Consider the following 25,759-nt stretch of genomic DNA (forward strand, 5'->3'; position numbering starts at 1 on the left):
TGAGCCGCTGACCGTGGTGGAGTAGCGCGACCGCCCTCGCCGACGAGCAGGAGGAGATCTGATGAGCACTCCCGACGACGGCACGGCGTCCCCGCACGACGGCGGCCGCTACCCGGGCGAACAGCCGCCGGGGCAGCCCGGATACGGCCAGCCCGGCTTCGGCCCGCCCCAGTACGACGAGACGCGGCACGGGCAGGACCAGTACGGCCAGGGCCAGTACGGGCAGCCGCCGTACGGGCAGGACCAGTACGGCCAGGGCCAGTACGGGCAGCCGGCCTACGGGCAGCCGGCCTACGGCCATCCCTACGGCCGGCCGACCAACTCCCTGGCGATCCTCTCGCTGGTGCTGGCGTTCGTCTTCGCGCCGGCCGGGCTGGTCACCGGCATCATCGCGCGGCGGCAGATCCGCCGGACCCACGAGGACGGCGCCGGTCTCGCGCTCGCCGGCATCATCATCGGCGGCATCGCGACCGCCTTCTTCGTCCTGCTGATCGTCGTCTGGCTGATCGCCCTGATCGCGCTGGCCGACGGGGGCTTCGCGCCCTAGGACGACGACGGCCGCCCGGGTGCACCGGGCGGCCGTCGAGCGTGCGGAACGAGTGCTGGGTCAGCTCTCGGGCGGCGTGAAGGTCGACGTCCGGGACAGCCCGGCGGCGCGGCCCTTGCCGGCGATGACCAGGGCCATCTTGCGGCTGGCCTCGTCGATCATCTCGTCGCCCAGCATCGCCGAGCCCTTCTTGCCACCGGCCTCCGACGTCGCCCAGTCGTAGGCGTCGAGGATGAGCTCGGCGTGGTCGTAGTCCTCCTGCGACGGCGCGTAGATCTCGTTGGCGGCGTCGATCTGGCCGGGGTGCAGCACCCACTTGCCGTCGAAGCCGAGCATCGCCGAGCGCTTGGCGACCTCCTCGAACGCGGGCACGTCGCGCACCTGCAGGAAGGGGCCGTCGATCGCCTGGACGCCACGGGCGCGGGCGGCCATGAGGATCTGCATGAGGATGTAGTGGAACGGGTCGCCCGGGTAGTCGGGGTGCAGGGCGCCGACGACCAGCGACTTCATGTTGATCGAGGCCATGAAGTCGGCGGGGCCGAAGATGATCGTCTCGATGCGGTCGCTGGCGAACGCGATGTCGTTGACGTTGATCAGGCCCTGCGCGGTCTCGATCTGCGCCTCGATGCCGATCTTCCCGATCTCCAGGCCGTTGGCCTTCTCGATCTGGGTGAGCAGCATGTCCAGCGCCTTGACCTGCGCGGCGTCCTGCACCTTCGGCAGCATGATGGCGTCGAGGTTGGCGCCGGCGCCGCCGACCACCTCGAGCACGTCCTGGAAGGTCCACTCCGTCGTCCAGTCGTTGACCCGGACGGTGCGGATCTTGTCGCCCCAGCCGCCCTCGTTCAGGGCCGCGACGATGTTCTTGCGGGCGCCGGGCTTGGCCAGCGGCGCGCACGCGTCCTCGAGGTCGAGGAAGACCTGGTCCGCGGGCAGGCCCTTGGCCTTCTCGAGGAACCGGGGGTTGCTGCCGGGAACGGCCAGGTTGGAACGACGTGATCGGAGCTCGGCCACAGTGCCTCCGCAGATTGCGAGTCGACGATTCGGTTGCGGGGAGCGTAACGACGGTGTTTTCCCCCCGCTCACCCGCAGTTGATCATCGAGTTGTTGCCGGCCCCGGCGGCGCGTCGTGCCGTGTCCCTGGCCTCAACTCGATGATCGCGGGGAAACGGGCGCTCAGGTCGCGGGTTCGACCAGCGTCGTGGGCCGGCTGCCGCGCACCACGAGGGCGACCCCCGCGACGACGGCGACCATCCCGGGCAGCGCGAGCAGCGGCGGCGCCTGCTGCAGGAGGACCAGCGCGACGAGCGTCGCCCCCGGCACCTCCAGCAAGATGACCAGGCTGACCATCGTCGGGCCGACCGTCGAGAGCACCAGGTTGAGCAGCGTGTGCCCGAGCAACTGGGCGCAGACGGTGATCCCCCCGATGAGCAGCCAGTCGCGGGTGCTCAGCCCGCCCAGCGGTACGTCGGCGACCAGCGCCCCCACGGCGATGGCCGCCGCGCAGACGGAGTACGCGACGACGGCGTAGGCCGACGTCGACAACCGCTCCCGGGCGCGCGCGCCGGCCAGCACGTAGCCGCCGGCGAAGATCGCGCCCAGCACCGCCAGCCCGTCACCGACCAGCGCCTCGACGCTCACCGTCACGTCCACCCCGGCGATCAGGGCGGCGCCCCCGACCGACAGCCCCAGCCCCCACCACACCGTGGCCGGCAGCCGCACCCCGGCGAACCGGGCGGCCAGCGCCGTCCAGATGGGGGTCGTGGTGACCAGCGCGGTCGAGGCGGCGACGGTGGTCATGGTCAGGCTGGGCAGCCAGGCGGCGAAGTGCGCGGCCAGGAAGAGCCCGGCGACGACCGAGCTGCGCAGGTCCCGGGCGGTCAGGCCGTGCAGGCTCGCGCGCTCCCGGGTGAGCAGCACCGGCAGCAGGACGGCGGCGCCGACGGCGTTGCGCCAGAAGGCGACCGCCAGCACCGGCGCCACCACCAGCGCGGTGAGCGGCCCCGACATCGAGACGCCGAGGACGGCCACCCCCATCAGCGCGACGTCGCGGCTGCCCGGACGCTGCATCGCCCACGACGAGGTGGGCGCGACGCTCTGCGACATGCTCAGCCGGGCACCCGGACCCGGCCGGAGGCGACCGGCACCACCGAGCCCCGGACCGTGGCGCCCACGGTCCTGCCCGCCTGCGCGGTGACGGTGCACTCCAGGACCGACGGGCGGCCCATGTGCTCGCCCTGCCGGACGGTGAACGACGACGTCCCCTCTGGTGACAGGAGTCCGGTCTCCACCAGCCAGACGCCGGCGCCGAGAGCCGCCGATCCGGTCGCCGGGTCCTCGCCCCAGGCCAGGTCGGCGGCGAAGACGCGCGCGTAGGCGGTGGCCGACGCGGCGTCCCACGACAGCACCGAGACGCCCTCGCCCACGGCGAACCGGCCCAGCGCGGCGGGGTCGGGGACGGCGCGGTCGACGGCGTCCGGGCACACCGAGAGGTAGCCGAAGGGCAGCCCGCAGCCGGCGACCTCGACGGGCACGCCCGAGACGTCGGCCGCATCGAGGCCCAGGGCGGCGGCCAGCTCCTCGGCGGTGGGGCCGTCCTGCAGGGTCGGCGTCCCACCGGAGAGGGTCGCGCCGTCGTCGTCGACGACCACGTCCAGCACGCCCGCGCCGCACTCCTGGCGCACCGTGCCGGCGCGCAGCCGCCCGGCGCGCACCAGCGTGTGCGCGGCGCCGACGCTCGGATGGCCGGCGAAGGGCAGCTCGGCGTAGGGGGTGAAGATCCGCACCCGGTAGTCCGCACCCGGCGCGGTGGGGGCGCACAGGAACGAGGTCTCGGAGAGGTGGAACTCGTTCGCCAGCGCCTGGCACTGCGCGGTGGTGAGCGCGTCGGCGTCGTAGACCACCGCCAGCGGATTCCCGGCGAAGGCCCGCGGCGCGAACACGTCGACGATCTCGTAATCCAGCAGCTCCGGGCCGTTCACGCCGCCGACGGTAGCCTTCGCTCGGCGACCGAGCGTGCGAGGGCGCCCAGGGAACGGAGCAGCCCCGGGCACGGGGACCACGAACGCCGGCGAGGAGGGCCCGTGACCACGGTGAGCAGGGCCTACGTCTCCCGGCTGGCGGGGCTGACGGTGTTCGACCCCAACGGCGACCGCGTCGGCAAGGTCCGGGACGTCGTCGTCGCCCTGCGCGTGGGCACCGCGTGCCCGCGCGTGCTCGGCCTGGTCGTCGAGGTCGTCGCCCGCCGCCGCATCTTCGTGCCGATGGGCCGGGTGACCGCGATCGATCCCGGCGCGGTGATGCTGGCCTCCGGCACGATCAACCTCAAGCGCTTCGAGCAGCGCACCGGCGAGACCCTGGTGCTGGGCGAGCTGTTCGACCGCTCCGTGCACATCCTGGACGGCGGGAAGCCCGCGCACGTCGTCGACGCCGGCATCGAGCAGACCCGCACCGGCGAGTGGGAGCTGGCCAAGCTCGCGGTCCAGGAGCCCGGCCGGCTGGGCCGCCGCGGACAGCTGCACACCCTGGCCTGGGACGAGGTCGCCGGGCTGGCGCTGCCGCAGACCGGGCAGGGCGCGGAGACGCTGATCGCCACCTACCGGGAGCTCAACGCCGCCGACATGGCCCACGCGCTGCAGGAGCTGCCGATCAAGCGCCGGCACGAGGTCGCCGAGGCCATGGACGACGAGCGCCTGGCCGACGTCCTGGGCGAGCTGCCGGAGGCCGACCAGGTGACCATCCTGGGCACCCTCGAGGAGCGCCGCGCCGCCGACGTGCTCGAGGAGATGGACCCGGACGACGCCGCCGACCTGCTCTCGGAGCTGTCCAATGTCGACCGGAACCGGCTGCTCGAGCTCATGGAGCCCGACGAGGCGGAGTCGGTCCGCCAGCTGCTGAAGTACTCCGAGGACACCGCCGGCGGGATGATGACCAGCGAGCCGGTGATCCTCTCCCCCGACGCCACGATCGCCGAGGCGCTGGCCCGGGTGCGCGAGCCCGAGCTCACGCCGTCGCTGGCCAGCCAGGTCTACGTCTGCCGCCCCCCGTCGGCCACGCCGACCGGCCGCTACCTCGGCCTCGCGCACATCCAGCGGCTGCTGCGCGAACCGCCGTCCAGCCTGGTGAGCGGCATCCTCGACGACCTGGACCCGCTGCGCCCCGAGGCGCCGCTGGCCGAGGTGACCCACTACTTCGCCACCTACAACCTGGTGGCCGCACCCGTGGTCGACGCCCAGGGCCGGCTCGTGGGCGCGGTCAGCGTCGACGATGTCCTGGACCACCTGCTGCCCGACGACTGGCGCGAGCGGGCCCGTCGTGGCTGAGAAGCCACGCCTCGACGTCCCCAGCGGCGGACCCCGGCGGTTCACCGGCTTCCTGCGGCTCAACCCCGACTCGGTCGGCGCCTTCGCCGAGGGGATCGCCCGGTTCCTCGGGACCGGCCGGTTCCTGGCCGTCCAGACGATCATCGTGGTCGTCTGGATCACGCTGAACGTGGTCGCGGTCAACCTCCGGTGGGACCCCTACCCGTTCATCCTGCTCAACCTGGCCTTCTCCACGCAGGCTGCCTACGCCGCGCCGCTGATCCTGCTGGCGCAGAACCGGCAGGCCGACCGCGACCGTGTCCAGGCCGAGGAGGACCGGGCCCGTTCGGCCTCGACCCGCGCCGACACCGAGTACCTGGCCCGAGAGCTCGCCTCGCTGCGCGTGGCGGTCGGCGAGCTGGCCACCCGCGACTTCATCCGGAGCGAGCTGAACCGGCTGACCGAGGACTCCGGTGACGACGGCGAGCGGCGCGAGAAGAAGGCGAAGAAGAAGCGCGATCCGGTCGCCTGAGCCCGGCGGATCCACGACGGGCGTCGTCGTGCCCGGACCTCGACGGCCCGCCAGGGCTCAGCCGGCCAGTCGGTCCGCGGCCCGGTCCAGCCGGCCGGTGACCGGACGGGCGCCGGACGCCGCGGCCAGCCCGCTCACCGGCAGGTCGACGTAGATCGTCTCCGCCCGCGCGACCTCGTAGGTCTCGTGCCAGACCCCGACCGCGCCGGGGACCCTCCGGGCGCGCCGGTTGAACGCGGTCCAGGCCGGGCGGTGCCGGGCGCCGGAGTCGGTCGCGTAGCGGTACACGTCCTCGGTCCGGCGCCAGTACTGGACGAGCAGCGGGCCACGCGGGCCCAGGGCCATGCGGTAGCCCAGGAAGCCGGACTCCGGGTCCCGCGAGAGCTCGGCCAGCATCGGACCCATGGCGGCGAGTGCCGGCAGCCAGGCATCCGGTCGCCACCACCGGTTGATGCGCATGCCGATCAGGAAGACGGTCAGGTCTCCCTCGTGCGTGTGGGTCCAGCGACCCCTGACGATCCGGGCCATGCCGTCCTCCTGGTTGGATAGTGTGACTACCCAAGATTAGACAGTGGCACTATCCAATGTCGAGGGGGCTCCGTGCAGATCTCGGAACTGGCCCGCCGGTCCGGCGTCCCGGTGGCGACCGTCAAGTACTACCTGCGGGAGGGCCTGCTGCCGCCGGGGGAGCTGACCGGCGCCACCCGCGCCCGCTACGGCGAGCAGCACGTCGAGCGGCTCGGTCTCGTCCGGGCCCTGCTCGGCCCCGGTGGCCTCTCGGTCGCCACGGCCCGCACGGTCCTCGAGGCGGTGGACTCCCCCGCGACGTCGATGCACCAGGTGCTGGGCACCGCCCACTGCACCCTGCCCGCGGTGGGCGCCGACGCCCCTCACGACCTCGGGCCGGCTCGCGACCTCCTGCGCCGCCACGGGTGGGTGGTGGAGGACGACTCCCCCGCGCTGCACGCGCTGGCCGCGGCCCTCGAGGCGCTGCGCGCGGCCGGGGCCCCTCCGTCGGACGAGCTGCTGGACCGCTACGCGGAGGCCGCCGGCCGGATCGGCGAGCAGGACGTGGCCGACGTCCCGACCGACTCCCTCGCCGAGGCCGTCCGCTTCGTGGTGGTCAACACCGTGCTGCTCGAGCCGGTCCTGCTGGCCCTGCGCCGGCTGGCCCACGAGGACGCCTCCCGCCGCCGCTTCCCGGCGGGTGGCGGCGAACCGGCTGCGGCTGCGGTGGACTGAGCCTCTGGGACCCGAGCTCGTCCACGGCGACCGGACTCAGCGCGGGGTGCGGCGCCGCGTGCCGACCAGCGTCACGCCGATCCAGAAGACGAGCGTCTCGCCGAGCAGCCAGGTCGGTGCGCCGGCCCCTGCGGTCCCGGACCGGGCACCGCCCCCGACACCCACCACCGCGCCCGCGACGACGACACCCCAGCCGACGGCGACGAGGAACCAGCGGTCCAGCCGGTCCCACCGGCGCACCAGCAACCATGCCGCCGTGGGCGCCCAGGCGACCGTGGCCAGCGCGGTGCCCAGCCAGAACCCCTCCACGCGGTCAGCCGGCCAGCACGTGCACGCCGGCGCCGGTCATCCCGGCCAGGACGATCACCACGATGAACGGCGCCCGCAGCGCCAGGGCGAGTGCGGCCACGGCCAGGCCCGCCAGCCGGCCGTCGACCACGATGCGGTCGTCGGTGGTCACGGCCTGGACGGCGACCAGCGCGGCCAGGAGCGCGGCGGGCACGAAGTCGACGACGCGGGCGACCCACGGCTGCTCCACCCAGGCGGCCGGCACGGAGAGCCCGGCCAGCTTGAGCAGGTAGCAGCCGACCGAGGCGACGACGACCGCCACCCACAGCGTGTCGCCGCTCATGCCGCCCGCTCCGCGGTGCGCGGCCGGCCGGCCAGGGCGACGGCGACGACCGCGGCGATGACCTGCACCCCCACCGGCACGAACGGCGTCAGGGCCAGCGCCACCACCGCTCCGCCGAGGGCGACCCGTCGCTGCGCCGCGGGCTCGGCCGAGCCCCGCGCCGTCAGCCGCGGCCACAACAGGGCGAGGAAGGCGGCCGGGACGACCGCGTTCAGCGCCGCCGCAGCGGTGCCACCGAGGCCGGAGGCACCGAGGGCGCCGACCAGCGTCATCGCGTTCCAGCCGAGGTAGATCGTGGCGCCGGTGGCCCAGAACGCCAGCCGGCCGAGCTCGCGGTCGGGGGCGGCCACGGCCATCGCCGTCGTCTCGTCGATGACCCAGTGCGCCGCACCCGCCCGGCCGAGCAGGGTCCGGGGAGCCAGGAGCGGCGCCAGCCGCACGCCGTAGACGGTGTTGCGGGTGCCCAGCAGCAGGGCGCTGCCGATCGCGGCCGGCGCGCTCCCCCCGGCACCGAGGACGCCGACCAGCGCGAACTGCGAGGCGCCGGAGAACATGAGCGCCGACAGGGTCATGGCCTGCCAGACGTCGAGCCCGGCGGCGTCGGCGGCCGCGCCGAACGCGATCCCGTAGAAGCCGACGGCAGCCCCCAGCCCGACGGCGTCGCGGAGCGTGCTGGAACGGCCGGGCGAGGACACGTCCGCAGAGGTTATGCGCCCCCGCCGACGGAGCCGCTGCCGCCGCGCGACCGCCGCCGGCGCACCGTGCGGTCGAGGATGCCCAGCGTTCCCTTGAGCGCGCTCTCCGGGACGATCGGGAAGGTGAGGAAGGGCCGGTAGTCCTCGCGCAGGTCCGACCAGTCGCAGTACGAGGTGACGCGGGTGCCGCCGTCGGCCGGCTCGAGCCGGTAGCCGTACACGTGCCGGAGCGGCGGCCGGATGGTGCCCTCGATGGTCCAGGCGATCTCGCGGTCGGGCTCGAACGCGGTGATCACGACCTCGACGTCGTAGCGCCCCATCGGCAGGTCCCCGAGCGCCTCCCGGTCCATGTGCACGAGGAACCGGTCACCGACGGCTGCGACCGGCTCGCCCTCGGCGTCCATGAGCATCCCGGAGGCGTCGATGTCGACGTGCCCCTGGGGATCGCACAGCACGGCGAAGATCTCGCCGGGCGTCGCCGGGATCAGCCGGGCCGCCTCGATCCGCTCGGGGGCGGGCTCGGCCGGGGGCTGCGGCTCCTCGGATGCGGTCACGCGTCGGAGCATGACACCGACGTGAGCAGCAGATCACCCCCGCGACCGGGAGCCCTCGAGAAGAGCCGCCGTACAGTGGCCGGAGACCCGTCTCCGCACGAAGCGCCGAGGCCCGGAGGCCGGACGGGTCCCCCGTCGAAGGAGACAGACGCACCGATGTCCGACACCCTGACCGGCACGCCGGCGCTCGACGCCATCACCGCCGCTCTGGCCACCGTCCAGGACCCCGAGATCAACCGCCCGCTCACCGAGCTGGGCATGGTCAAGGACGTCCAGATCGCCGCGGACGGCTCCGTGCGCGTCGAGGTCTACCTGACCGTCGCCGGCTGCCCGATGCGCGAGACGATCACCAACCGCGTGACCCAGGCCGTCGGCGCCGTCGCCGGCGTCACGGGTGTGTCCGTGGTCCTGGACGTGATGAGCGACGAGCAGCGCGCCGAACTGCGCAAGACCGTCCGCGGCACCGACGCCGCCGACCCGGTCATCCCCTTCGCCCAGCCAGGTTCGCTGACCCGCGTCTACGCGGTCGCCTCCGGCAAGGGCGGCGTCGGCAAGTCCTCGGTCACGGTGAACCTCGCCGCGGCGCTGGCCAAGCGCGGCCTGGCCGTCGGCGTCGTGGACGCCGACATCTACGGCCACTCGGTGCCGCGGATGCTGGGCACCGAGGAGAAGCCGACCCAGGTCGACAGCATGATCATGCCGCCGCAGGCCCTCGGGGTGAAGCTCATCTCGATCGGCATGTTCACCCCGGGCAACACCCCGGTCGTGTGGCGCGGGCCGATGCTGCACCGCGCGCTGCAGCAGTTCCTCGCCGACGTCTGGTGGGGCGACCTCGACGTCCTCCTGCTCGACCTGCCCCCGGGCACCGGCGACGTCGCGATCTCGATCGCGCAGCTGCTGCCGAACGCCGAGATCCTCATCGTCACCACGCCGCAGCTGGCCGCCGCCGAGGTCGCCGAGCGGGCCGGCGCGATCGCGACCCAGACCCACCAGCAGGTCGTCGGCGTCATCGAGAACATGTCGTGGCTGGACCTGCCCGACGGCTCGCGCATGGAGATCTTCGGCTCCGGGGGTGGCGAGGCGGTCTCCGACGCGCTCACCAAGACCCTCGGTGCCCGCGTGCCGGTGCTCGGCCAGATCCCGCTGGACACCCGGCTGCGCGAGGCCGGCGACGCCGGCGCGCCGATCGTGCTCGCCGACCCGGACTCCCCCGCGGCGCAGGCCCTCACGAAGATCGCTGACGGGCTGGCCAGCCGCCAGCGCGGCCTCTCCGGCATGTCGCTGGGCCTCACGCCCGTCAAGCGCTGACCTGAGCTCCCCCTCTTCTGGGGTGTTCCTCTCGCTCCCGGGGTCCTGCAGGACCTCCGGAGCACGAGGAACACCCCAGAAGTACGTTCAGGGCGTGACCGAGAAGCTGATCTCCGAGAGCATCACCGTCGACGCCCCGCCGGAGACCGTCTTCGCAATCCTCGCCGACCCCCGCCAGCACTCGCGGATCGACGGGTCGGGCTCGGTCGGTTCGGTGATCAGCGCGCCCGAGCGGCTCACCGGGACCGGCCAGACGTTCACGGTCCGGATGAAGCTCTTCGGCGTCCCGTACGTCATCCGCAACCGGGTGGTCGAGTTCGAGCCCGGGCGGCGGATCGCCTGGCGGCACTTCACGGCCAACCGCTGGCGCTACGAGCTGGCGCCCACCGCCGACGGCGGCACGAGGGTCACCGAGACCTTCGACGCCTCCCGGGCGGACGGCGTCACCGACGCCGTCGTCCGCTGGGCGAAGTTCCCCGAGCGCAACCGCGAGGGCATCGTCGGCACCCTGCAGCGGCTCAAGCAGGCCGCCGAACAGGATCGGGCGTCAGCGGGGTCCTGACGGGTGGGGGCCGGAGGCTCCCGCGAGCAAGGACGGAGTCGCTCCGGCAGGGCCGGGGCGGCACGTGGTCGCGGTGTCGTCCGGAGGACGACGGATCACGTCGCGTCGGTGTCGAACGGCGGCGGCACCGTGCGGTCCCGGGGGCGGGCGGCCACCGGTGCGACCGAGGCGGCCGTGCTCCCGCTGCGCCCGGGGACCGGCTCGTCGTCCTCGAAGAGCTGACTGCGGATGAACGTCCTCGGGTGGTACTTGCGCAGGTCGAGATCGCGCAGCTCGGGCAGGTCGTCGCCCAGGCTCTCGTTGACCTGGGCGCGGACGCCGGTGAGGGCCGCCCGCGCCTTCTTCAGCCCGGTTGCGGCGTCCTTGGCCAGGTGCGGCAGCCGCTCGGGTCCGAAGATGAACAGCGCGGCGAGCGCCAGGACGAAGATCTCGCCCCAGCCGATCGAGTCGAACACCGCCGCTCTCCGTTCCTCCGGCCCGCGCCGCGGGCCCGCTCCAGCCTAGGCGGCGGCGCTCACGCGGCGTCGAGCGTCGCCCGGAGCTCCTGGGAGCTGCCGCCGCGCACGACCTCGACGGTGACCTCCTCGCCCGGGGCGTGGCGGTCGACGGCCACGACGAGTTCCTCGGAGCTGCCCACCGGGTCGCCGTCGACGGCGATGATCACGTCCCGCTCCTGGATGCCGGCCGCGTCGGCGGCGCTGCCCGGCTCGACGTTGAGGACCAGGGCGCCGTCACGCGTGCCGTCGGTGACCGAGCGGGCGTTCACGCCGAGGGAGGAGTGCACCGCGCTGCCGGTGGAGATCAGCTGCTCGGCCACGTCGCGCACGGTGTCGATCGGGATCGCGAACCCCAGGCCGATCGAGCCGCCGGTGGTGCCCGCGCCCCCGAGCGAGGCGATGGCGGTGTTGATGCCGACGAGCGCGCCACTGGCGTCGACCAGGGCGCCACCGGAGTTCCCCGGGTTGATCGGGGCGTCGGTCTGCACCGCGCTGATGACGGCGTTGGTGTCGCTGCCCTCGCCGGCCAGGCGCACCGGCCGCTCGAGCGCGCTGACGATGCCGCTGGTGACCGTGCCGGCCAGCCCCAGCGGCGAGCCGATGGCCACCACGGGATCGCCGACGACGACGTCGCCCGACGTGCCCAGCGAGGCCGTGACCAGGCCGGGCTTCTCCACCTTGAGCACGGCGAGGTCGCTGGCCGGGTCGCGTCCGACGATGCGCGCGGCCGAGCCGCTGCCGTCGGAGAACACCGCCCGGATCTCCGCGCCCTCGACGCCGTCGGCCCCGGAGACGACGTGGTTGTTGGTGACGATGTAGCCGTCGTCGCCGTCGATGACCACGCCGGAGCCGGTCGCGCCACCCTCGCCGACGCGCACCTCGATCGACACCACCGCGGGGATGACCTCCTCGGCGATGGAGGAGATCGAGCCGGGCTCGCGGGTGACGCCGGGATCGACCTGCGTCAGCGTCGTGCCGGGCGACAGCAGCGGCGACTCGGGCGTGCTGCGGGTGAGGAACCAGCCCACGCCGCCGCCGACGGCCCCGACGAGCAGGACGGCGAGCAGGGCCAGGGCCGAGAGCCGCACGGAGACGTCCGCGAGCCGCAGCCGCTTGCGCCCCTTGTCGTCGACGACGACCGGGCCGGTCTGCTCGGCGGGCGCCTCCGGGTAGACCGCCGGAGCGCCGAGCCCCGCGGGTGCGTACGGATCGCGCCACGGGTCGCTGCGCGCGTCCGCCTTCCACCACGGGCCCGTGGCCGTGCGCCGGCGCCCGGGGCGGCCGGACGGCGGCTCCTGCAGGCCACGCCGGCCCGGGGCAGGGGGCCCGAACGCGCGGAGCACCGCCTCCGGTGGGGGCGGCGGCGCGGGAGGGGCCGGCGGCCGGGGGCGGTCGGCGGAGAAGCTCCCGGGCACGTCGACCGGACGGCCGAAGGCGGCCTCATGACCGGCGCCGGGCTCCGGGGCGGCCACCCGCCGCGGCTCGAGGCGGTCGGGCACCTCGCCGAAGGGCCCGTCCTGCCCGGACGGCCGGGCGAACGCCGGGTCGCTCGGCGGGCGGTTCTCCGGGGCCGGGGTGCCGCGGTCGTCGGGGCTGGTCAGGGGGTGCCGCCCGGCGGATCGAGCGGGGAGGTCGTCCCGACGTTCAGCGTGCGCACGACCGGCGGGACCACCTCGGTGTGCTCGCGCACGGCGGAGTCGGCCACGGTGCCGGGTGCCGGCGGGACGTCGGCGGGGAGGTTGAGCGCGAGGGCGGTGACCCCCGCACCCAGGCCGGCGAGCGTGCCGACCAGCCCGCGGCGCAGCCAGCGGGCGTGGTCGGGGCGCTGCGGGCGGTCCTGCGGCGAGAGGTCGACCTCCCAGGTGCTCGCGCCGTCCTGCACGGTGAGGCGCGAGGGGTCCGCCCCCAGCGACAGCGGACCACCGCCGGCGCCCGGCACGTCCGCGGTGAAGGGGATGGCGCACAGCCGCGACATGAGGTCGCCGGGGACCGCCACCTCCTGCGAGCCGTGCAGGGCGTCCTTCGCCTCCCGCTGGGCCTGGACCGCCATGCGGCACTGCAGGCAGCCGGTCAGGTGGCGGGCGGCCCGCGCGGCGGGACCGGCGGTCAGCTCGCCGTCGACGAGCGCCGCGATGGCCTCCTGGGCCAGGTGGCTCTCCGGGATGCTCACGCCCCACCCCCTGCCAGGTATGCGTCGTCCTCGGTGGGCACCCGGCCCGGGGCCAGGTGTGCCAGGGCCTGCCGCAGCTGCACCCGGCCGCGGTGGATGCGGCTGCGCACGGTGCCGAGCTTGATGCCGAGGGTCGCCGCGATCTCCTCGTAGGTCAGGCCCTCGATGTCGCAGAGGACGACGGCGACGCGGAACTCCGGGGAGAGCGCGTCGAGGGCCGCCTGGATCTGCGGGTCCAGGTGAGTGTCGGCGTAGACCTGCTCGGGGCTGGGCGCGCGGCCGGGCAGGCGCTCGGTGTCCTCGGGGAGGGCGTCGAAGCGGATCCGCTGCCGGCGCCGGACCATGTCGAGGAACAGGTTGGTCGTGATGCGGTGCAGCCAGCCCTCGAAGGTGCCGGGCGAGAAGTCGGCGAGGGAGCGGAAGACCCGGACGAACGTCTCCTGGGTGAGGTCCTCGGCGTCCTGCGGGTTGCCCGAGAGCCGGTAGGCCAGCCGGTACACGCGGGCCGAGTGCTCGCGCACGACCTGCTCCCAGGTGGGCGCGACCCAGCCCTCGGCCTCGGGTCGCACGGGCTCGGACACGGCCCCAGTATCGCCGACGGGCGCCGGCACGACCGGATCGGCGTCGGAGGGTCGCTCGGACAGGGGTCGCTGGAGGCGCACGTACGGTTCAACGGGGAGTCGCGCGGGCGGTGTTCCCGCCGCTCCCCCTTCCCAGTGAACTCACAGCTCGGTCACGTCCCGGGCGTCCGCACGGCGTTCCCCGGGCGGTGACCACTACCCTCGGCCGGTGATGAGCGCCCACCCACCGCCGCCGGGGAGCGGCCCGGAGGGCGCCGCCTACGCCGATCGCTTCGCCGCCGAGTCCGACGAGATGGCGGCCGCGCGGGAGCGTGCCGCACGGCTGCCGGGGCCCCCACCCGTCGAGCCCGCAGTGGGCGCCACCCTCGCCGTCCTCGCCGCGGGCGTGGGCGCGCGCTCGGTCGTCTCCATCGGCAGCGGTGGCGGGCTCTCCGGGCTGTGGCTGCTGCGCGGGATGCGTCGGGACGGGGTGCTGACCGCGCTGGACGGCGATCCCGAGCAGCTGCGCGCGGCCCGCGCCGCGTTCGCCGGTGCCGGCGTGCCCCCCGGCCGGACCCGGCTGATCTTCGGCACCCCAGGAGAGGTGCTGCCCCGCTTCTCCCCCGGCGCCTACGACATGGTCGTGTGCGCCGGCCCGCCGCGGGACTACGCCGACCAACTGGGCGGGCTGCTGGACCTGGTGCGCGTCGGGGGCACGCTGGCCTGCCACGGCCTGCTGGCCGGTGGGCGGATCGCGGACCGCACCGCGCGCGACCCGCAGACGGTCGCCTGGCGGGAGATCACCCGCGCGGTCCGGGAGCACGAGGACCTGACGTCCGCCGTCCTCCCCATCGGCGAGGGCTTGCTCGTCGCCACCCGGCGCTGACCCACCGGCGCGACGCTCAGCGGAAGGGCGACTCCGCCACCGGCTCCCACGGGCCGCCCAGGTAGCGCCACAGGCCGAGGCCGCGGGCGTGCACGGTCCACGGCACGAACTCCGCCAGCAGCCGCTCGTGCAGCGCGCGGGCGACGGCGGGCTGCACCTTGTTCTGCACGGTCACGTGCGGTGCGTGCCGCTGACGGTCCTGCGGGGTGAGCCACGGCTGCCACGCCGCGGCCAGCCCGTCCCGGACCGCGGCCACCTCGGCCGACCGCAGCGAGTACGCGACCCCGCGGCCGAGGAACCGCACCCCGGTGACGTCGACGTCGAAGGCGGGGCGCTGGGCGGCCGCGGTGAGGTCAGCGCGGACGGCGGCCAGGTGCTCCCCGGGCAGCGCGTGGAACAGCGTCACGTGCGCCGCCAGGTGGTTGCGCCCGGCCGGGAAGTGCTGTGCCCGCAGCCGGTCGAACCGCTCCTGCGCCGCGTCGTCCAGCAGCAGCGTGACGACCAACGGCTCAGAGGACCGCCCGGGCACCCTTGCCCAGCACGGTCACGCCGCCGGCGCTGACGTGGTAGCGCTCGCGGTCGAGATCGAGGTCCACGCCGATGCGGGCACCGGGTGGCACGACGACGTTCTTGTCCAGGATCGCCCGGCGCACGATCGCGCCCTCGCCGATGGAGACGCCGTCCATGACGACGCTGCCCTCGATCCGCGCCCCCCGCTCGACGCGGACCCCGGGCGAGATGACCGACCCGTGCACCGCGCCACCGCCGATGATGGCGCCGGCGCTGACCATCGACTCCTCGGCCCGGCCACCCAGGACGAACTTCGCCGGCGGCAGCTGCGGCGGCAGCGTGTAGATCGGCCAGCGGTCGTTGTAGAGGTTGAAGACGGGCGTGACCGACACCAGGTCCATGTGCGAGTCGTAGTAGGAGTCGATGGTCCCGACGTCACGCCAGTAGCCGTGGTCGCGCTCGGTCGCGCCGGGCACGACGTTGGTGGAGAAGTCGTAGACCCACGCCTCCCCCCGCGCAGCGAGCATCGGCATGATCGAGCCGCCCATGTCGTGCACGGAGTCCTCGTCGGCGGCGTCGGTGCGCAGCGCCTCGAGCAGCGCGTCGGTGGTGAAGACGTAGTTGCCCATGGAGGCGAAGCTCTCCTCGGGCGAGTCCGGCAGGCCGGGCGGGTCGGCCGGCTTCTCCAGGAACCCCCGGACCTTGCCGTCGGCCGCCGCGTCGATCACGCCGAACTCGGTGGCCTCGCGACGCGGGACGCGCAGCCCCGCGATGGTGACGCCGGCGCCGGTCTGCAGGTGCTGGTCGATCATCTGCCGCGGGTCCATGCGGTAGACGTGGTCGGCACCGAAGACGACGACGATGTCCGGGCGCTCGTCGTAGATGAGGTTGAGGCTCTGGAAGATCGCGTCGGCGCTGCCGGTGTACCAGCGCGGACCCAGCCGCTGCTGTGCCGGCACCGGGGTGATGTAACCGCCCAGCAGCTGCGACATCCGCCAGGTCGTGGTGATGTGCCGGTCGAGGCTGTGGCTCTTGTACTGGGTGAGGACGGCGATCTGCCGGATGTCCCCGTTCACCAGGTTGGAGAGCACGAAATCGATGAGGCGGTAGTTCCCGCCGAAGGGCACCGCCGGCTTGGCGCGGTCCTGGGTGAGCGGAGACAGCCGCTTTCCCTCACCGCCCGCCAGGACGATGCCGAGAACCCGAGGACCGCCACGCATGCTCGCAACGTAACCGCTGGCCGCCGCCGACACGCCATCGAAGGCCGGCGGTCCACCCTTCGGGGCCACTGCCGGCCCCCGCGGCGAGCCTGCGAGCGGTGGGGGCACGGCGGTCCTCCTAGGGTGAGCCGCGTGCGCATCGGCATCGTGACCCGTGAGTGGCCGCCGGACGTCTACGGCGGTGCCGGCGTCCACGTCGAGCACCTGGTCGGCGCGATGCGCGCGCTGCCGGCCGGGTCGGGCGGTGGGATCGCAGTCGACGTGCACTGCTTCGGCGCGGCCCGGGACGACGCCACCGCGCACGCCGTCCCCGACGGGCTGCGCGACGCGAACGGCGCGCTGCAGGCGCTGGGGGTGGACGTCCAGATCGCGGCGGCCCTGGGCGACGCCGACCTGGTGCACAGCCACACCTGGTACGCCAACGGCGCGGGGATGCTGGCCGCCCTGGTGCACGGCGTCCCGCACGTGGTCACCGCCCACTCGCTCGAGCCGCGGCGCCCGTGGAAGGCCGAGCAGCTCGGCGGCGGCTACCGCCTCTCGTCCTGGGTCGAGCGATCCGCCTACCTGGCCGCCGACGCGGTCATCGCCGTGAGCCGGGGCATGCGCACCGACGTGCTCGACGCCTACCCCGACCTGGACCCCGCGCGGGTGCACGTCGTCGGCAACGGGGTGGACGCCGAGGCCTACCGCCCGGTCGACGCCCCGGACACGGTGCGCTCGCTGGGCGTGGACCCCGACCGCCCCTATGCGCTGTTCGTCGGCCGGATCACCCGGCAGAAGGGCCTGGCGCACCTGCTGGCCGCGGCCGAGCAGCTGCCGCCGGACGTGGGACTGGTGCTCTGCGCCGGCGCCGCCGACACCCCGGCCGAGCGCCAGCAGGTGGCCGATGCGGTCGCCGCCCTGCAGGCCCGCCGCGAGGGCGTGGTGTGGATCGAGGCGATGCTCCCGCGCGAGCAGCTCGTCCCGCTCATCAGCGGCGCCACCGTGTTCGTCGTCCCGTCGGTGTACGAGCCGCTGGGCATCGTGAACCTGGAGGCGGCGGCCTGCGGCACCGCCGTCGTCGCCAGTGCCGTGGGCGGCATCCCGGAGGTGGTCGACGACGGGCGGACCGGGCTGCTGGTGCCCTACGACCCGGACGACGCCGAGGCCTTCGCGAGCGGTCTGGCGGCGCGGATGACCGAGCTGCTCCGCGATCCGGAGCGGGCCGCGCGGATGGGCGCGGCCGGGCGGGAGCGGGTGCTCGCCGAGTTCGGCTGGCCGGCGATCGCCCGGCAGACCGTCGAGGTCTACTCGGCCGTTCTCTCGGCGCGCCCGTAGCGGCCGCGCTGGTACCGTTTCCGCGCCGGCCCGTGCGCCGGTGACGCAGCAGCAGCGAAGTCCGGTGGAAACCCGGCGCTGTCCCGCAACTGTGATGGCCGCCCCGCCCGAGACGTGCAGAGCGGTCTGAGCCAGATCGCCTGCTCTGCGCCATGCAACCGACCCTCGCGGCAGGGGTCGCGCATCGGGCGTCGGGTCAGCTCGGAGCCGACCGCTCGCCGCCTCCGCTGGAGGCACGTCTCTTGTCCGGTTCCCTTCCCCGCGCGGCGCGGTCGACGTCGCGCGCCCGGCGGCTGTCCCCCGCCGCCCCACTGGCGGCCCTCGTGGCGCTGCTGCTGACCCTCACCGCCTGCGGCGGCGACTCGTCCGACGGCGGCGACGACGCCGCTGCGCCGTCCTCGTCCGAGGCAGTCGACTTCCCGGTGACGGTGACCGCCGCCAACGGAGAGGTGACGCTGGACGAGCAGCCCGAGGCGATCGTCTCCATGTCGCCGACGGCCACCGAGATGCTGTTCGCCATCGGCGCCGGCGACCAGGTCGAGGCCGTGGACGACAACTCCAACTACCCGGCCGAGGCGCCCACCACGGACCTGTCGTCGTTCACGCCCAACGCCGAGGCGATCGCCGGCTACGACCCGGACCTGGTGGTGCTCAGCAACGACACCAACGGCATCGTCGACGCGCTGGAGACCCTCGACGTCCCGGTGCTGCTGCTCGAGGCAGCCGAGGACCTCGACGACACCTATGCGCAGATGGAACTGCTGGGCGAGGCCACCGGTCACGTCGAGGAGGCCGCCGACGCCGTCGCCGACGTGCAGGACCGCATCGAGGCCGCCGTCGCCTCGGTCCCCGCCGACGTGGAGGGCCAGCGGGTCTACCACGAGCTCGACCCGAGCCTCTACTCCGCGGACAGCTCCACCTTCATCGGCAGCATCTACAGCATGTTCGGCCTGGAGAACATCGCCGACGAGGCCCCTGACGCCAGCGGCGGCTACCCGCAGCTGTCGCCGGAGTTCGTCGTGGACCAGGCACCGGAGCTGATCGTGCTGGCCGACACCAAGTGCTGCGGCGAGAGCGCCGCGACGGTGGCCCAGCGGCCCGCCTTCGCCACCGTCCCCGCGGTGACGAACGACCGCATCGTGGAGGCCGACGACGACGTCGCCTCCCGCTGGGGCCCGCGCGTCGCGGACTTCGCCGAGACCGTCGCCGAGGCCCTGCAGGGCTGAGGCCCGCCCCTCCCATGAGCGCCGTCACGTCCCGCACCCGGTCCGGCCGCACTCCGGCCGGGCCGGGTGCGGTGCGTCCCCGGCGGTCGGTCGCCCTGGTGTCCGGGCTGGCCGCGCTGGCGCTGGTGCTCTCCGTGCTCGCCGCCATCTGGGTGGGCGCCGTACCGCTGCCCCCCGGGGCCGTCGTCGCGACCCTGCTCGACCGCGCGCTCGGTCCGGTGGGCGTCGACGTGCCCGGCGGTCTGGAGGGGACCCAGGCCGCCGTGCTGCTGCAGCTGCGGCTGCCCCGGGTGGTGCTGGCCGTCCTCGTCGGAGCGGCACTGGCCATCGCCGGGGCCGGCTACCAGGGCGTCTTCCGCAACCCGCTCGCCGACCCCTACCTCCTCGGTGCGGCGGCCGGCGCGGGGCTGGGCGCGACGCTGACCATCGCCTACTCCCCCGTGCAGTCCCTCGGGCCGGTGGGCATCGTCCCGCTCGCCGCGTTCGCCGGGGCGTTGTTCGGCGTCGGCTGTGCGCTGGCCCTCGGCACCGTCGCGGGCGGCTCGCACAGCCCCACGCTGCTGCTGGCCGGCATCGCGGTCGCCGCCTTCCTGTCCGCGGCGCAGACCCTGGTGCAGCAGCAGAACACCGACAACCTGCGCGAGATCTACGGCTGGATGATCGGGCAGCTCGGCAGCTCGCAGTGGTCCGACGTCGGGCTGGTCCTGCCCTACCTGGGCGTCTCCTGCGCGGTCCTGCTCTGCTGCGGCCGCGCGCTGGACGTGCTCTCCGTCGGCGACGACGAGGCCAGCTCGCTGGGCGTGCACCCCGGCCGGCTGCGGCTCCTGGTCATCCTGGCCGCCTCCCTCGCCACCGCCTCCGCCGTCGCCGTCAGCGGCCTCATCGGCTTCGTCGGGCTGGTCGTCCCGCACATCGTGCGCCGGCTGGCCGGTGGCTCCTACACCCGCGTCCTGCCGCTGTCCCTGCTGGTGGGCGGGGCGTTCCTCGTGCTCGCCGACCTGGTCGCGCGGGTGCTCCTGGCGCCGGCCGAGCTGCCCATCGGCGTGGTCACCGCGTTCGTCGGCGCCCCCTTCTTCGCCGCCCTCCTGTGGGCCGGGGCGCGACGGCGATGAGCGACGCCCTCCCCCCTCCCGGCGCCCGGGTCGAGGTCGTCGGGCTGAGCGCCGCCTACGGCCGCACCCGGGTGCTGGACTCGGTGCGCTTCACCGTCGAGCCCGGTGGCTGGCTGGGCATCATCGGCCCCAACGGCTCGGGCAAGTCGACGCTGCTGCGGTCGGTGCTCGGGCTGCAGCGGCACGAAGGCCAGGTGCGCATCGACGGCGTCCCGACCACCGGCATGGCCCGGCGCGACCTCGCCCGGGTGCTGGCGTACGCCCCGCAGCTGCCGGTGCTGCCCGAGGGCATCAGCACCCTGGAGTACGTCACCCTGGGCCGCACCCCGCACCGGCCGCTGCTGGCCGCGCCGCGCCGGGTCGACCGGGACGTCGTCGCCGACGTCCTGCAGCGGCTGGACCTCGAGCCGCTGGCCGACCGGCTCGTGGTCACCCTGTCCGGCGGCGAGCAGCAGCGCGCCGTCCTGGCGCGGGCCCTGGCCCAGCGGCCGCGGGTGCTGCTCCTCGACGAGCCGACGGCGGCACTGGACCTGGGTCACGCCCAGCAGGTCCTCGACCTGCTCGACCGGCTGCGGCGCCAGGACGGGCTCACGGTGGTGAGCACGCTGCACGACCTCACGCTGGCCGGCCAGTACGCCGACCGGCTCACCCTGCTCGCCGCCGGCCGGGTCGCCGCGGAGGGCGCCCCCGCCGAGGTGCTGACGCCGGCGGCGCTGTCGGCGCACTACGGCGCCCGGGCCCAGGTCGTGTCCGGCCCCGACGGCCTCGCCGTGCTGCCGGTGCGGGCAGGTCCGCTCGGCCGGAGCTGAGTACGGCTGATGAGTGAGATGGCGTCGGGCCAACGGTCCGTCTCGGACTCGCTCAGAAGGCGGCCTATGGGACACCACGTGAGAACGTCGCGATGATGGGCGGCGTGGCTCGCAGATGGCGCCCTCCTGAGGACGACTTCGCTCCGATCAACATGTCGTGGCTGGCGGTCGACGAGTGGCTGGAGGGCCTGCCCTTCGACACGACGGCCCTGGCTCGGGACATCGCCTGGTCGCCCGTCTTCACCGAGCAGGGCTCCCGTCCGGGCCGCGCCGGGTTGGACCGGGAGTGGCGCTGGGGCGGGTGGCCCTCCTGGCTGGGCGGGCCCGCGCTGCTGCCCCTGGCCGAGTGGCCGCGCCGACCGGACGGCACGCCGTTGGCCCACGTCGCCTCCATTTCGCTGCACGAAGCCTGGGCCTGGGGGGAGGAGGGCAAGGCGGCCTGGCCGGAGCATCGCGAGGGACTGCCCGCCGAGGGCTACCTCGAGGTGTTCCACGACCTGATCGACACCTACGGCTGGGAAGCGACCGACCGGGACGCCGGTGGCTGGCTGGTGCGGTGGGTGCCCGAGCCCCAGGTGCCGGGTTTCGCCGAACCCCCCGCCGACCTCGACACACCGACCGACGCCTGCCAGGCGGGAATGCTGCTCCCCGGCTGGAGCAGCCGACCGCCGGGGGACTTCCTGTCCGACCGGGGGCAGAACGACGCCGCGATGCACGTCACGGAGGAGTTCCAGCGGGCCTGGGCCTACCAACGGACCGAGTCACGTGACACGCGGGCCACAACGGTGACCCACGTCTACGGGCATAGCCAGAACTCGACCGCGCCGGCTCTGCGAGTCCTGCGCGAGGCGCTGCCCGTCGAGGACGGCGACGACTACCGGCTTGTGCTGGACATCGAGTCGTGGACCCACCTGAGCGGCTGGTTCGGGGACGCCGCCGCGCTGGAGGTGTGGATGCGGGACAGCGACGTGGTCGCGCGCCGCTTCGACCGGGCCTGGTGCATCATCCGCACGGACTGATCGCCGGCTGTCCCTCATCGGGCCGCTCGGGGCGCGTTTCGCAGGCTCCCGGGCCAGACGCCCTGGCTGACTCCCCGGGCGGTCACATCCGCGGAGTCAGCCCGACCTGTCACCCTCATATGCCGTACTCAGCCGGAGCTGAGCCCTCGCCGGGGCGCTGCGCCGGCAGCCCGGAACCGGACGACGTCGCCGGGGCGGAGCTGGGCGGCCAGGGGCAGGTCGGCGGTGACGACGACGGCGAGCACCGGGTACCCGCCGGTCACCGGGTGGTCGGCCAGGAAGAGCACCGGCGCGCCGTCGGGCGGCACCTGCACCGCGCCCGGCACCAACCCCTCGCTGGGCAGCTCGCCGTCCCGCGCCCTGCCCAGCCGCGGCCCGGTCAGCCGGAGGCCGACCCGGTCGCTGTCGGAGCCCACCACCCACTCCTGCGTGGTGAGCGCGGCCCACGCCGCTTCGTCCAGCCAGTCCCGTCGCGGCCCCGGCAGCAGCCGGAGCACCGGCCGGTCCGGCGGGGACCCGACCGGCGCGACGTCGACGACCGGCTCCTCGCCCGCCAGGCCCCCCACCGGCAGGACCGTGCCCGCGGTCAGCGGCGGTGGGCCGAGCCCGGACAGCGTGTCGGTGCTCCGCGAGCCCAGCACCGGCGGGACGTCCACCCCGCCGCGCACCGCGACGTAGCTCCGCAGCCCGCGGCCCGGGTGACCCAGCGAGAGCACCGCGCCCGCGGGCACGGTCGTGGGTGCGGCGAAGGGCGCCGCCCGGCCGTCGACCTCCACCGGCACGGGTGCACCGGTGACCGCCACCAGCAGCGTGCGCCCGGCGCGCACCCGCAGCCCGCCGGCGGTCACCTCCAGGAGCGCCGCCTCCGGGCGGTTGCCGACGAGCCGGTTGGCCAGGTCGGCGGCGGGGGCGTCGGCGGCGCCCGACCGGGTCACCCCGACGTCCGCGTGCCCCGGGCGGCCGCGGTCCTGCACCGTCGTCAGCGGTCCGGGCGCGAGCACGGTCAGCACGTCAGCCCGCCTCTCGGAACCGCACGCGCACGCCCGGCGTCAGCAACGCCGGCGGCTCCCGGTCGACGTCGAAGAGGACGGCGTCGGTCCGGCCCACGAGCTGCCAGCCGCCGGGCGAGGCGCGCGGGTAGATCCCGGCGTAGGGCCCGGCCAGCGCCACCGACCCCGCCGGCACCCGCGTGCGCGGCGTCGCCCGGCGGGGCACCTGCAGCTCCGCGGGCAGACCGGTCAGGTAGCCGAACCCGGGCGCGAACCCACCGAACGCCACGGTGAACTCGACGTCGGTCAGCACGGCCACGAGGTCGGGCACGGAGCGACCCACCAGGGCCGCGACCTCGGCCAGGTCCGGGCCGTCGAACGCGACCGGGAGGGTCACCGTCGGAGCCGGGTCGCCCGGCCCCACGTCGAGCAGCGGCAGCCGGCGCAGCGTCGCGACGTCGAGTTCCGTGGGCGGCCGGTCCAGGACGACCAGCACGGTGCGCGCGGCCGGCACCAGCTCGCGCTGACCGGTCAGCGGCGTGTGCTCCAGGGCCCGGCGGACGCCGGCCACCGCGTCGGTCCCGTCCACCTCGATCAGCAGCGCGCGGTCGCCGTACGGCAGCACCCGCATGCCGGTTTCGGTCCGCTCCACCGGATCATGATCGCCGACCGCCCGCGCGACGCAGGATCGCGACCGCGGCGGGTCACGCCGAGAACCTCGGTCGACGCCGTCAGCGACCGGGCGCCGCAGGGCGCGCGGCGCGGCCCGCGGCAGGACACGACGGTGTCGGTGCGCGCCGGTGCCGATCTCCACGAGCGGATCGTGGCGGCCCTGCACGGCCTGCCGGCGGACGTCCACGAGGCCGACGACGCCGCGGGCCGGTACCGCGCCCGTACGCGGTGGTCCTGGAAGAGCTGGGGCGAGGAGGTCTCGGTGCAGCTCTTCGGGGACGGTGCTGCCCTGGAGGCCGTCGTCTCCAGCCGGCCGGTGGTCGGGACCACCGTGGTCGACTACGGCAAGGGGCCGGTCGAACGTGGCCGCCGTCGCCGAGGCCCTCCGGCAGTGACCCGGCCGGCCGTCAGCCGGTGAAGGATGCGAGCGTCACGCCTGCCAGCTGCAGGGCGACCCGCACTGCGCGCGCCAGCTCGACCGCGCCCGGGGTGTCGCCGTGCACGCAGATCGACTCGACCGCGGCCGGCACCGCGCTGCCGTCGACGGCGAGCACGGTGCCCTCCACGGCCATCCGCACCGCCCGCTGCGCCACCTCGGCCGGGTCGTGCACGAGTGCCCCCGGCTCGCTGCGCGGCACCAGCCCGCCGTCCGGGGTGTAGCCGCGGTCGGCGAAGCCTTCCGCCACCGGCCGCAGACCGGCCGCCTCCGCCGTCCGCAGCAGCGCCGACCCGGGCAGCCCCAGGACCGGCAGCGCCGGGTCGTGGGCGACGACGGCGGCGACGACGGCGCGGGCCTGCTCGGCGTGCGTCACGGTGGCGTTGTAGAGCGCACCGTGCGGCTTCACGTAGCGGACCCGGGTCCCCTCGGCCCGCGCGATGCCGTCGAGCGCGGCCAGCTGGTAGAGCACGTCGTCGGCGAGCTCGGCGGGAGCGACGTCGATGAAGCGGCGACCGAACCCGGCCAGGTCGCGGTAGGAGACCTGCGCCCCCACGGCGACGCCCGCCCGCGCGGCACCGGCGCAGACGCGCCGCATCGTCGTGGGGTCGCCGGCGTGGAAGCCGCAGGCGACGTTGGCGCTGGTGACGACGCCGAGCAGCGCCTCGTCGTCGCCCAGCCGCCAGACGCCGAAGCCCTCCCCCAGATCGGCGTTCAGGTCGACGGTGCTCACCGGCGCAGTGTCGCACCGCGCCGGCGAGCCGACCGGCTCACTGCTCCGGCTTGAGCAGCACCTTGATGACGCCGTCGCTCTTCTCCTGGAACTTGCGGTACATCTCCGGCGCCTCGGACAGCGGCACGCGGTGGGTGGCGAACGTGTCGCAGCCCAGCGGGTCGTCGTCCCCGAGCAGCGGCATGATCTCGGGGATCCAGCGCTTCACGTTGCACTGCCCCATGTGCAGCGCGATCTGCTTGTCGAACAGCGTCAGCATCGGGATCGGGTCGGCCGCGCCGCCGTAGACACCCGACAGCGAGATCGTGCCGCCGCGACGCACGATGTCGATGGCCGAGTAGAGGGCGTTGAGCCGGTCGACCCCCGCGGTCTTCTGGATCGGTGCGGCGACAGCCCTGGGCAGCAGGCCGGCGGCCTTCTGCACGAACTTCGTGCCGGGTGAGCCGTGCGCCTCCATGCCGACGGCCTCCACGACCGAGTCCGGCCCCCGGCCGGAGGTCATGTCGCGGATCGCATCGCCGAGGTCGTCCTCGTGCTCGCGCAGGTCGACGACCTCGACGCCGCGGGCCCGGGCGCGCTCGAGGCGCTCGGGGACCATGTCCACCCCGATCACCCGGTAGCCCTTGTGCTGGGCGATGCGGCAGGCGAAGTCGCCCACCGGACCGAGCCCGAGCACCACCAGCGTCCCGCCCTCGGGGACGTTGGCGTACTCCACGCCCTGCCAGGCGGTGGGCAGGATGTCGGACAGGTAGGCGAACCGGTCGTCCGCCGGACCTTCGGGCAGCTTGATGTGCGTGAACTGCGCCTGCGGCACCCGCAGGTACTCCGCCTGACCGCCGGGCACCTGGCCGTAGAGCTTGGAGTAGCCGAAGATCTGCGCGCCCATGCCGGTGTCCCGCATCTGGGTCGTCTCGCACTGGGTGTAGAGACCCTGCCCGCACATCCAGCAGTGCCCGCACGAGATCTGGAACGGGATGGAGATGCGGTCGCCCACCTTCAGGTCCCCGACCGCGGAGCCCACCTCGACCACCTGGCCCATGGTCTCGTGGCCGAGGATGTCGCCGACGCCCATGAACGCGGCGAGCGGCTCGTAGAGGTGCAGGTCCGATCCGCAGATGTTCGTGGTGGTGACCCGGATGACCGCGTCGGTCGGCTCCTGCACGAAGGGGTCGGGCACCTCCTCGACGCGTACGTCCTTCTGCCCGTGCCAGGTCACTGCCTTCATCGAGGA

General features: G+C 74.6%; 31 protein-coding genes. 13 read left to right on the plus strand and 18 right to left on the minus strand.

Annotated elements, in window-relative coordinates; genetic code table 11:
* Window positions 1-61 precede the first annotated feature (61 nt).
* Window positions 62-547, plus strand: coding sequence for a DUF4190 domain-containing protein (locus ACI793_RS03500; protein WP_456604971.1), 486 nt, complete (start codon window positions 62-64; stop codon window positions 545-547).
* Window positions 548-607: 60 nt separating this feature from the next.
* On the opposite strand, the gene ACI793_RS03505 is transcribed toward ACI793_RS03500, so the two are convergent.
* The 3 genes from ACI793_RS03505 to ACI793_RS03515 all read right to left on the minus strand — a co-directional run bounded on the left by ACI793_RS03505 (window position 608) and on the right by ACI793_RS03515 (window position 3,528).
* Window positions 608-1,561, minus strand: a complete 954-nt coding sequence (locus tag ACI793_RS03505) for an HpcH/HpaI aldolase/citrate lyase family protein (protein ID WP_456604972.1) — start codon at window positions 1,559-1,561, stop codon at window positions 608-610.
* A gap of 162 nt (window positions 1,562-1,723) precedes the next feature.
* The gene (locus tag ACI793_RS03510) at window positions 1,724-2,653 is read right to left on the minus strand and encodes a DMT family transporter (protein WP_456604973.1); all 930 of its coding nucleotides are present in this window, start codon (window positions 2,651-2,653) and stop codon (window positions 1,724-1,726) included.
* 2 nt (window positions 2,654-2,655) lie between these two features.
* Complete coding sequence (locus ACI793_RS03515; RefSeq protein WP_456604974.1) at window positions 2,656-3,528, minus strand: PhzF family phenazine biosynthesis protein; 873 nt, start codon at window positions 3,526-3,528, stop codon at window positions 2,656-2,658.
* Between the two features lie 102 nt (window positions 3,529-3,630).
* On the opposite strand from ACI793_RS03515, the gene ACI793_RS03520 reads away from it, so the two are divergent.
* Window positions 3,631-4,869, plus strand: a complete 1,239-nt coding sequence (locus ACI793_RS03520) for a magnesium transporter MgtE N-terminal domain-containing protein (protein ID WP_456604975.1) — start codon at window positions 3,631-3,633, stop codon at window positions 4,867-4,869.
* Window positions 4,862-5,380, plus strand: a complete 519-nt coding sequence (locus tag ACI793_RS03525; protein ID WP_456604976.1) for a DUF1003 domain-containing protein — start codon at window positions 4,862-4,864, stop codon at window positions 5,378-5,380. Before ACI793_RS03520 ends, ACI793_RS03525 begins: the two co-directional genes overlap by 8 nt.
* Window positions 5,381-5,437: 57 nt before the next feature.
* Here ACI793_RS03525 and ACI793_RS03530 read toward each other — a convergent pair whose 3' ends face one another.
* Window positions 5,438-5,908 carry a DUF4188 domain-containing protein gene (locus ACI793_RS03530; protein ID WP_456604977.1) on the minus strand — a complete coding sequence of 157 codons (471 nt, stop codon included), beginning with the start codon at window positions 5,906-5,908 and terminating at the stop codon, window positions 5,438-5,440.
* Between the two features lie 72 nt (window positions 5,909-5,980).
* On the opposite strand from ACI793_RS03530, the gene ACI793_RS03535 reads away from it, so the two are divergent.
* On the plus strand, window positions 5,981-6,622 hold the full coding sequence (locus ACI793_RS03535) for a MerR family transcriptional regulator (protein ID WP_456604978.1): 642 nt from the start codon (window positions 5,981-5,983) through the stop codon (window positions 6,620-6,622).
* A gap of 36 nt (window positions 6,623-6,658) precedes the next feature.
* Here ACI793_RS03535 and ACI793_RS03540 read toward each other — a convergent pair whose 3' ends face one another.
* From ACI793_RS03540 to ACI793_RS03555, 4 genes are read right to left on the minus strand one after another with little or no spacing between them, the layout of a single operon-like run.
* Window positions 6,659-6,931, minus strand: coding sequence for a hypothetical protein (locus ACI793_RS03540; protein ID WP_456604979.1), 273 nt, complete (start codon window positions 6,929-6,931; stop codon window positions 6,659-6,661).
* Window positions 6,932-6,935: 4 nt separating this feature from the next.
* The gene (locus ACI793_RS03545; RefSeq protein ID WP_456604980.1) at window positions 6,936-7,253 is read right to left on the minus strand and encodes an AzlD domain-containing protein; all 318 of its coding nucleotides are present in this window, start codon (window positions 7,251-7,253) and stop codon (window positions 6,936-6,938) included.
* Window positions 7,250-7,948, minus strand: a complete 699-nt coding sequence (locus ACI793_RS03550) for an AzlC family ABC transporter permease (protein WP_456604981.1) — start codon at window positions 7,946-7,948, stop codon at window positions 7,250-7,252. Before ACI793_RS03550 ends, ACI793_RS03545 begins: the two co-directional genes overlap by 4 nt.
* Window positions 7,949-7,959: 11 nt before the next feature.
* The gene (locus ACI793_RS03555; RefSeq protein WP_456604982.1) at window positions 7,960-8,502 is read right to left on the minus strand and encodes an SRPBCC family protein; all 543 of its coding nucleotides are present in this window, start codon (window positions 8,500-8,502) and stop codon (window positions 7,960-7,962) included.
* 156 nt (window positions 8,503-8,658) lie between these two features.
* On the opposite strand from ACI793_RS03555, the gene ACI793_RS03560 reads away from it, so the two are divergent.
* Window positions 8,659-9,810, plus strand: a complete 1,152-nt coding sequence (locus ACI793_RS03560) for an Mrp/NBP35 family ATP-binding protein (protein ID WP_456604983.1) — start codon at window positions 8,659-8,661, stop codon at window positions 9,808-9,810.
* 94 nt (window positions 9,811-9,904) lie between these two features.
* Complete coding sequence (locus ACI793_RS03565; protein WP_456604984.1) at window positions 9,905-10,372, plus strand: SRPBCC family protein; 468 nt, start codon at window positions 9,905-9,907, stop codon at window positions 10,370-10,372.
* Window positions 10,373-10,467: 95 nt separating this feature from the next.
* On the opposite strand, the gene ACI793_RS03570 is transcribed toward ACI793_RS03565, so the two are convergent.
* The 4 genes from ACI793_RS03570 to sigE all read right to left on the minus strand — a co-directional run bounded on the left by ACI793_RS03570 (window position 10,468) and on the right by sigE (window position 13,620).
* Entirely contained in the window at window positions 10,468-10,827 is a 360-nt protein-coding gene (locus tag ACI793_RS03570) for a twin-arginine translocase TatA/TatE family subunit (RefSeq protein ID WP_456604985.1), read from the minus strand.
* A 59-nt stretch (window positions 10,828-10,886) separates the two neighbouring features.
* Complete coding sequence (locus tag ACI793_RS03575) at window positions 10,887-12,368, minus strand: S1C family serine protease (protein WP_456604986.1); 1,482 nt, start codon at window positions 12,366-12,368, stop codon at window positions 10,887-10,889.
* A 98-nt stretch (window positions 12,369-12,466) separates the two neighbouring features.
* Entirely contained in the window at window positions 12,467-13,039 is a 573-nt protein-coding gene (locus ACI793_RS03580; protein WP_456604987.1) for an anti-sigma factor family protein, read from the minus strand.
* Window positions 13,036-13,620 (minus strand): RNA polymerase sigma factor SigE, encoded by a 585-nt coding sequence (sigE, locus tag ACI793_RS03585; protein WP_456604988.1) that lies wholly within the window; start codon window positions 13,618-13,620, stop codon window positions 13,036-13,038. Before sigE ends, ACI793_RS03580 begins: the two co-directional genes overlap by 4 nt.
* A gap of 211 nt (window positions 13,621-13,831) precedes the next feature.
* Between sigE and ACI793_RS03590 the strand changes: the two genes are divergently transcribed.
* Window positions 13,832-14,485 (plus strand): O-methyltransferase, encoded by a 654-nt coding sequence (locus ACI793_RS03590; protein ID WP_456604989.1) that lies wholly within the window; start codon window positions 13,832-13,834, stop codon window positions 14,483-14,485.
* A 16-nt stretch (window positions 14,486-14,501) separates the two neighbouring features.
* Here the strand turns inward: ACI793_RS03590 and ACI793_RS03595 are convergent, their stop codons facing one another.
* Window positions 14,502-14,990, minus strand: coding sequence for a 2'-5' RNA ligase family protein (locus ACI793_RS03595; RefSeq protein WP_456604990.1), 489 nt, complete (start codon window positions 14,988-14,990; stop codon window positions 14,502-14,504).
* Window positions 14,991-14,994: 4 nt separating this feature from the next.
* Window positions 14,995-16,215 (minus strand): glucose-1-phosphate adenylyltransferase, encoded by a 1,221-nt coding sequence (glgC, locus tag ACI793_RS03600; RefSeq protein ID WP_456604991.1) that lies wholly within the window; start codon window positions 16,213-16,215, stop codon window positions 14,995-14,997.
* A gap of 132 nt (window positions 16,216-16,347) precedes the next feature.
* On the opposite strand from glgC, the gene glgA reads away from it, so the two are divergent.
* The 5 genes from glgA to ACI793_RS03625 all read left to right on the plus strand — a co-directional run bounded on the left by glgA (window position 16,348) and on the right by ACI793_RS03625 (window position 21,698).
* Window positions 16,348-17,532, plus strand: a complete 1,185-nt coding sequence (glgA, locus tag ACI793_RS03605) for a glycogen synthase (RefSeq protein WP_456604992.1) — start codon at window positions 16,348-16,350, stop codon at window positions 17,530-17,532.
* Window positions 17,533-17,774: 242 nt separating this feature from the next.
* Entirely contained in the window at window positions 17,775-18,758 is a 984-nt protein-coding gene (locus ACI793_RS03610; protein ID WP_456604993.1) for an ABC transporter substrate-binding protein, read from the plus strand.
* Window positions 18,759-18,772: 14 nt separating this feature from the next.
* Window positions 18,773-19,870: a FecCD family ABC transporter permease gene (locus tag ACI793_RS03615; RefSeq protein ID WP_456604994.1), complete on the plus strand. Its 1,098-nt coding sequence runs from the start codon at window positions 18,773-18,775 to the stop codon at window positions 19,868-19,870.
* Complete coding sequence (locus tag ACI793_RS03620) at window positions 19,867-20,679, plus strand: ABC transporter ATP-binding protein (RefSeq protein ID WP_456604995.1); 813 nt, start codon at window positions 19,867-19,869, stop codon at window positions 20,677-20,679. Before ACI793_RS03615 ends, ACI793_RS03620 begins: the two co-directional genes overlap by 4 nt.
* A 104-nt stretch (window positions 20,680-20,783) precedes the next feature.
* The gene (locus tag ACI793_RS03625; protein ID WP_456604996.1) at window positions 20,784-21,698 is read left to right on the plus strand and encodes a YwqG family protein; all 915 of its coding nucleotides are present in this window, start codon (window positions 20,784-20,786) and stop codon (window positions 21,696-21,698) included.
* Between the two features lie 128 nt (window positions 21,699-21,826).
* Here ACI793_RS03625 and ACI793_RS03630 read toward each other — a convergent pair whose 3' ends face one another.
* Window positions 21,827-22,708, minus strand: coding sequence for a 5-oxoprolinase subunit C family protein (locus ACI793_RS03630; RefSeq protein WP_456604997.1), 882 nt, complete (start codon window positions 22,706-22,708; stop codon window positions 21,827-21,829).
* A gap of 1 nt (window position 22,709) precedes the next feature.
* Window positions 22,710-23,339: a 5-oxoprolinase subunit B family protein gene (locus tag ACI793_RS03635; protein ID WP_456604998.1), complete on the minus strand. Its 630-nt coding sequence runs from the start codon at window positions 23,337-23,339 to the stop codon at window positions 22,710-22,712.
* Window positions 23,340-23,345: 6 nt separating this feature from the next.
* Here ACI793_RS03635 and ACI793_RS03640 point away from each other — a divergent pair, with 6 nt between their 5' ends.
* Window positions 23,346-23,777: a hypothetical protein gene (locus ACI793_RS03640; RefSeq protein ID WP_456604999.1), complete on the plus strand. Its 432-nt coding sequence runs from the start codon at window positions 23,346-23,348 to the stop codon at window positions 23,775-23,777.
* Here the strand turns inward: ACI793_RS03640 and ACI793_RS03645 are convergent.
* Both ACI793_RS03645 and ACI793_RS03650 read right to left on the minus strand, forming a co-directional pair.
* Window positions 23,767-24,528, minus strand: a complete 762-nt coding sequence (locus tag ACI793_RS03645) for a LamB/YcsF family protein (RefSeq protein ID WP_456605000.1) — start codon at window positions 24,526-24,528, stop codon at window positions 23,767-23,769. The genes ACI793_RS03640 and ACI793_RS03645 overlap by 11 nt on opposite strands.
* 37 nt (window positions 24,529-24,565) lie before the next feature.
* A complete protein-coding gene (locus ACI793_RS03650; protein WP_456605001.1) occupies window positions 24,566-25,753 on the minus strand; it encodes a zinc-dependent alcohol dehydrogenase in 1,188 nt (395 codons plus the stop codon).
* Between the last annotated feature and the right edge of the window lie 6 nt (window positions 25,754-25,759).

This window comes from Blastococcus sp. SYSU DS0617, assembly GCF_054051075.1.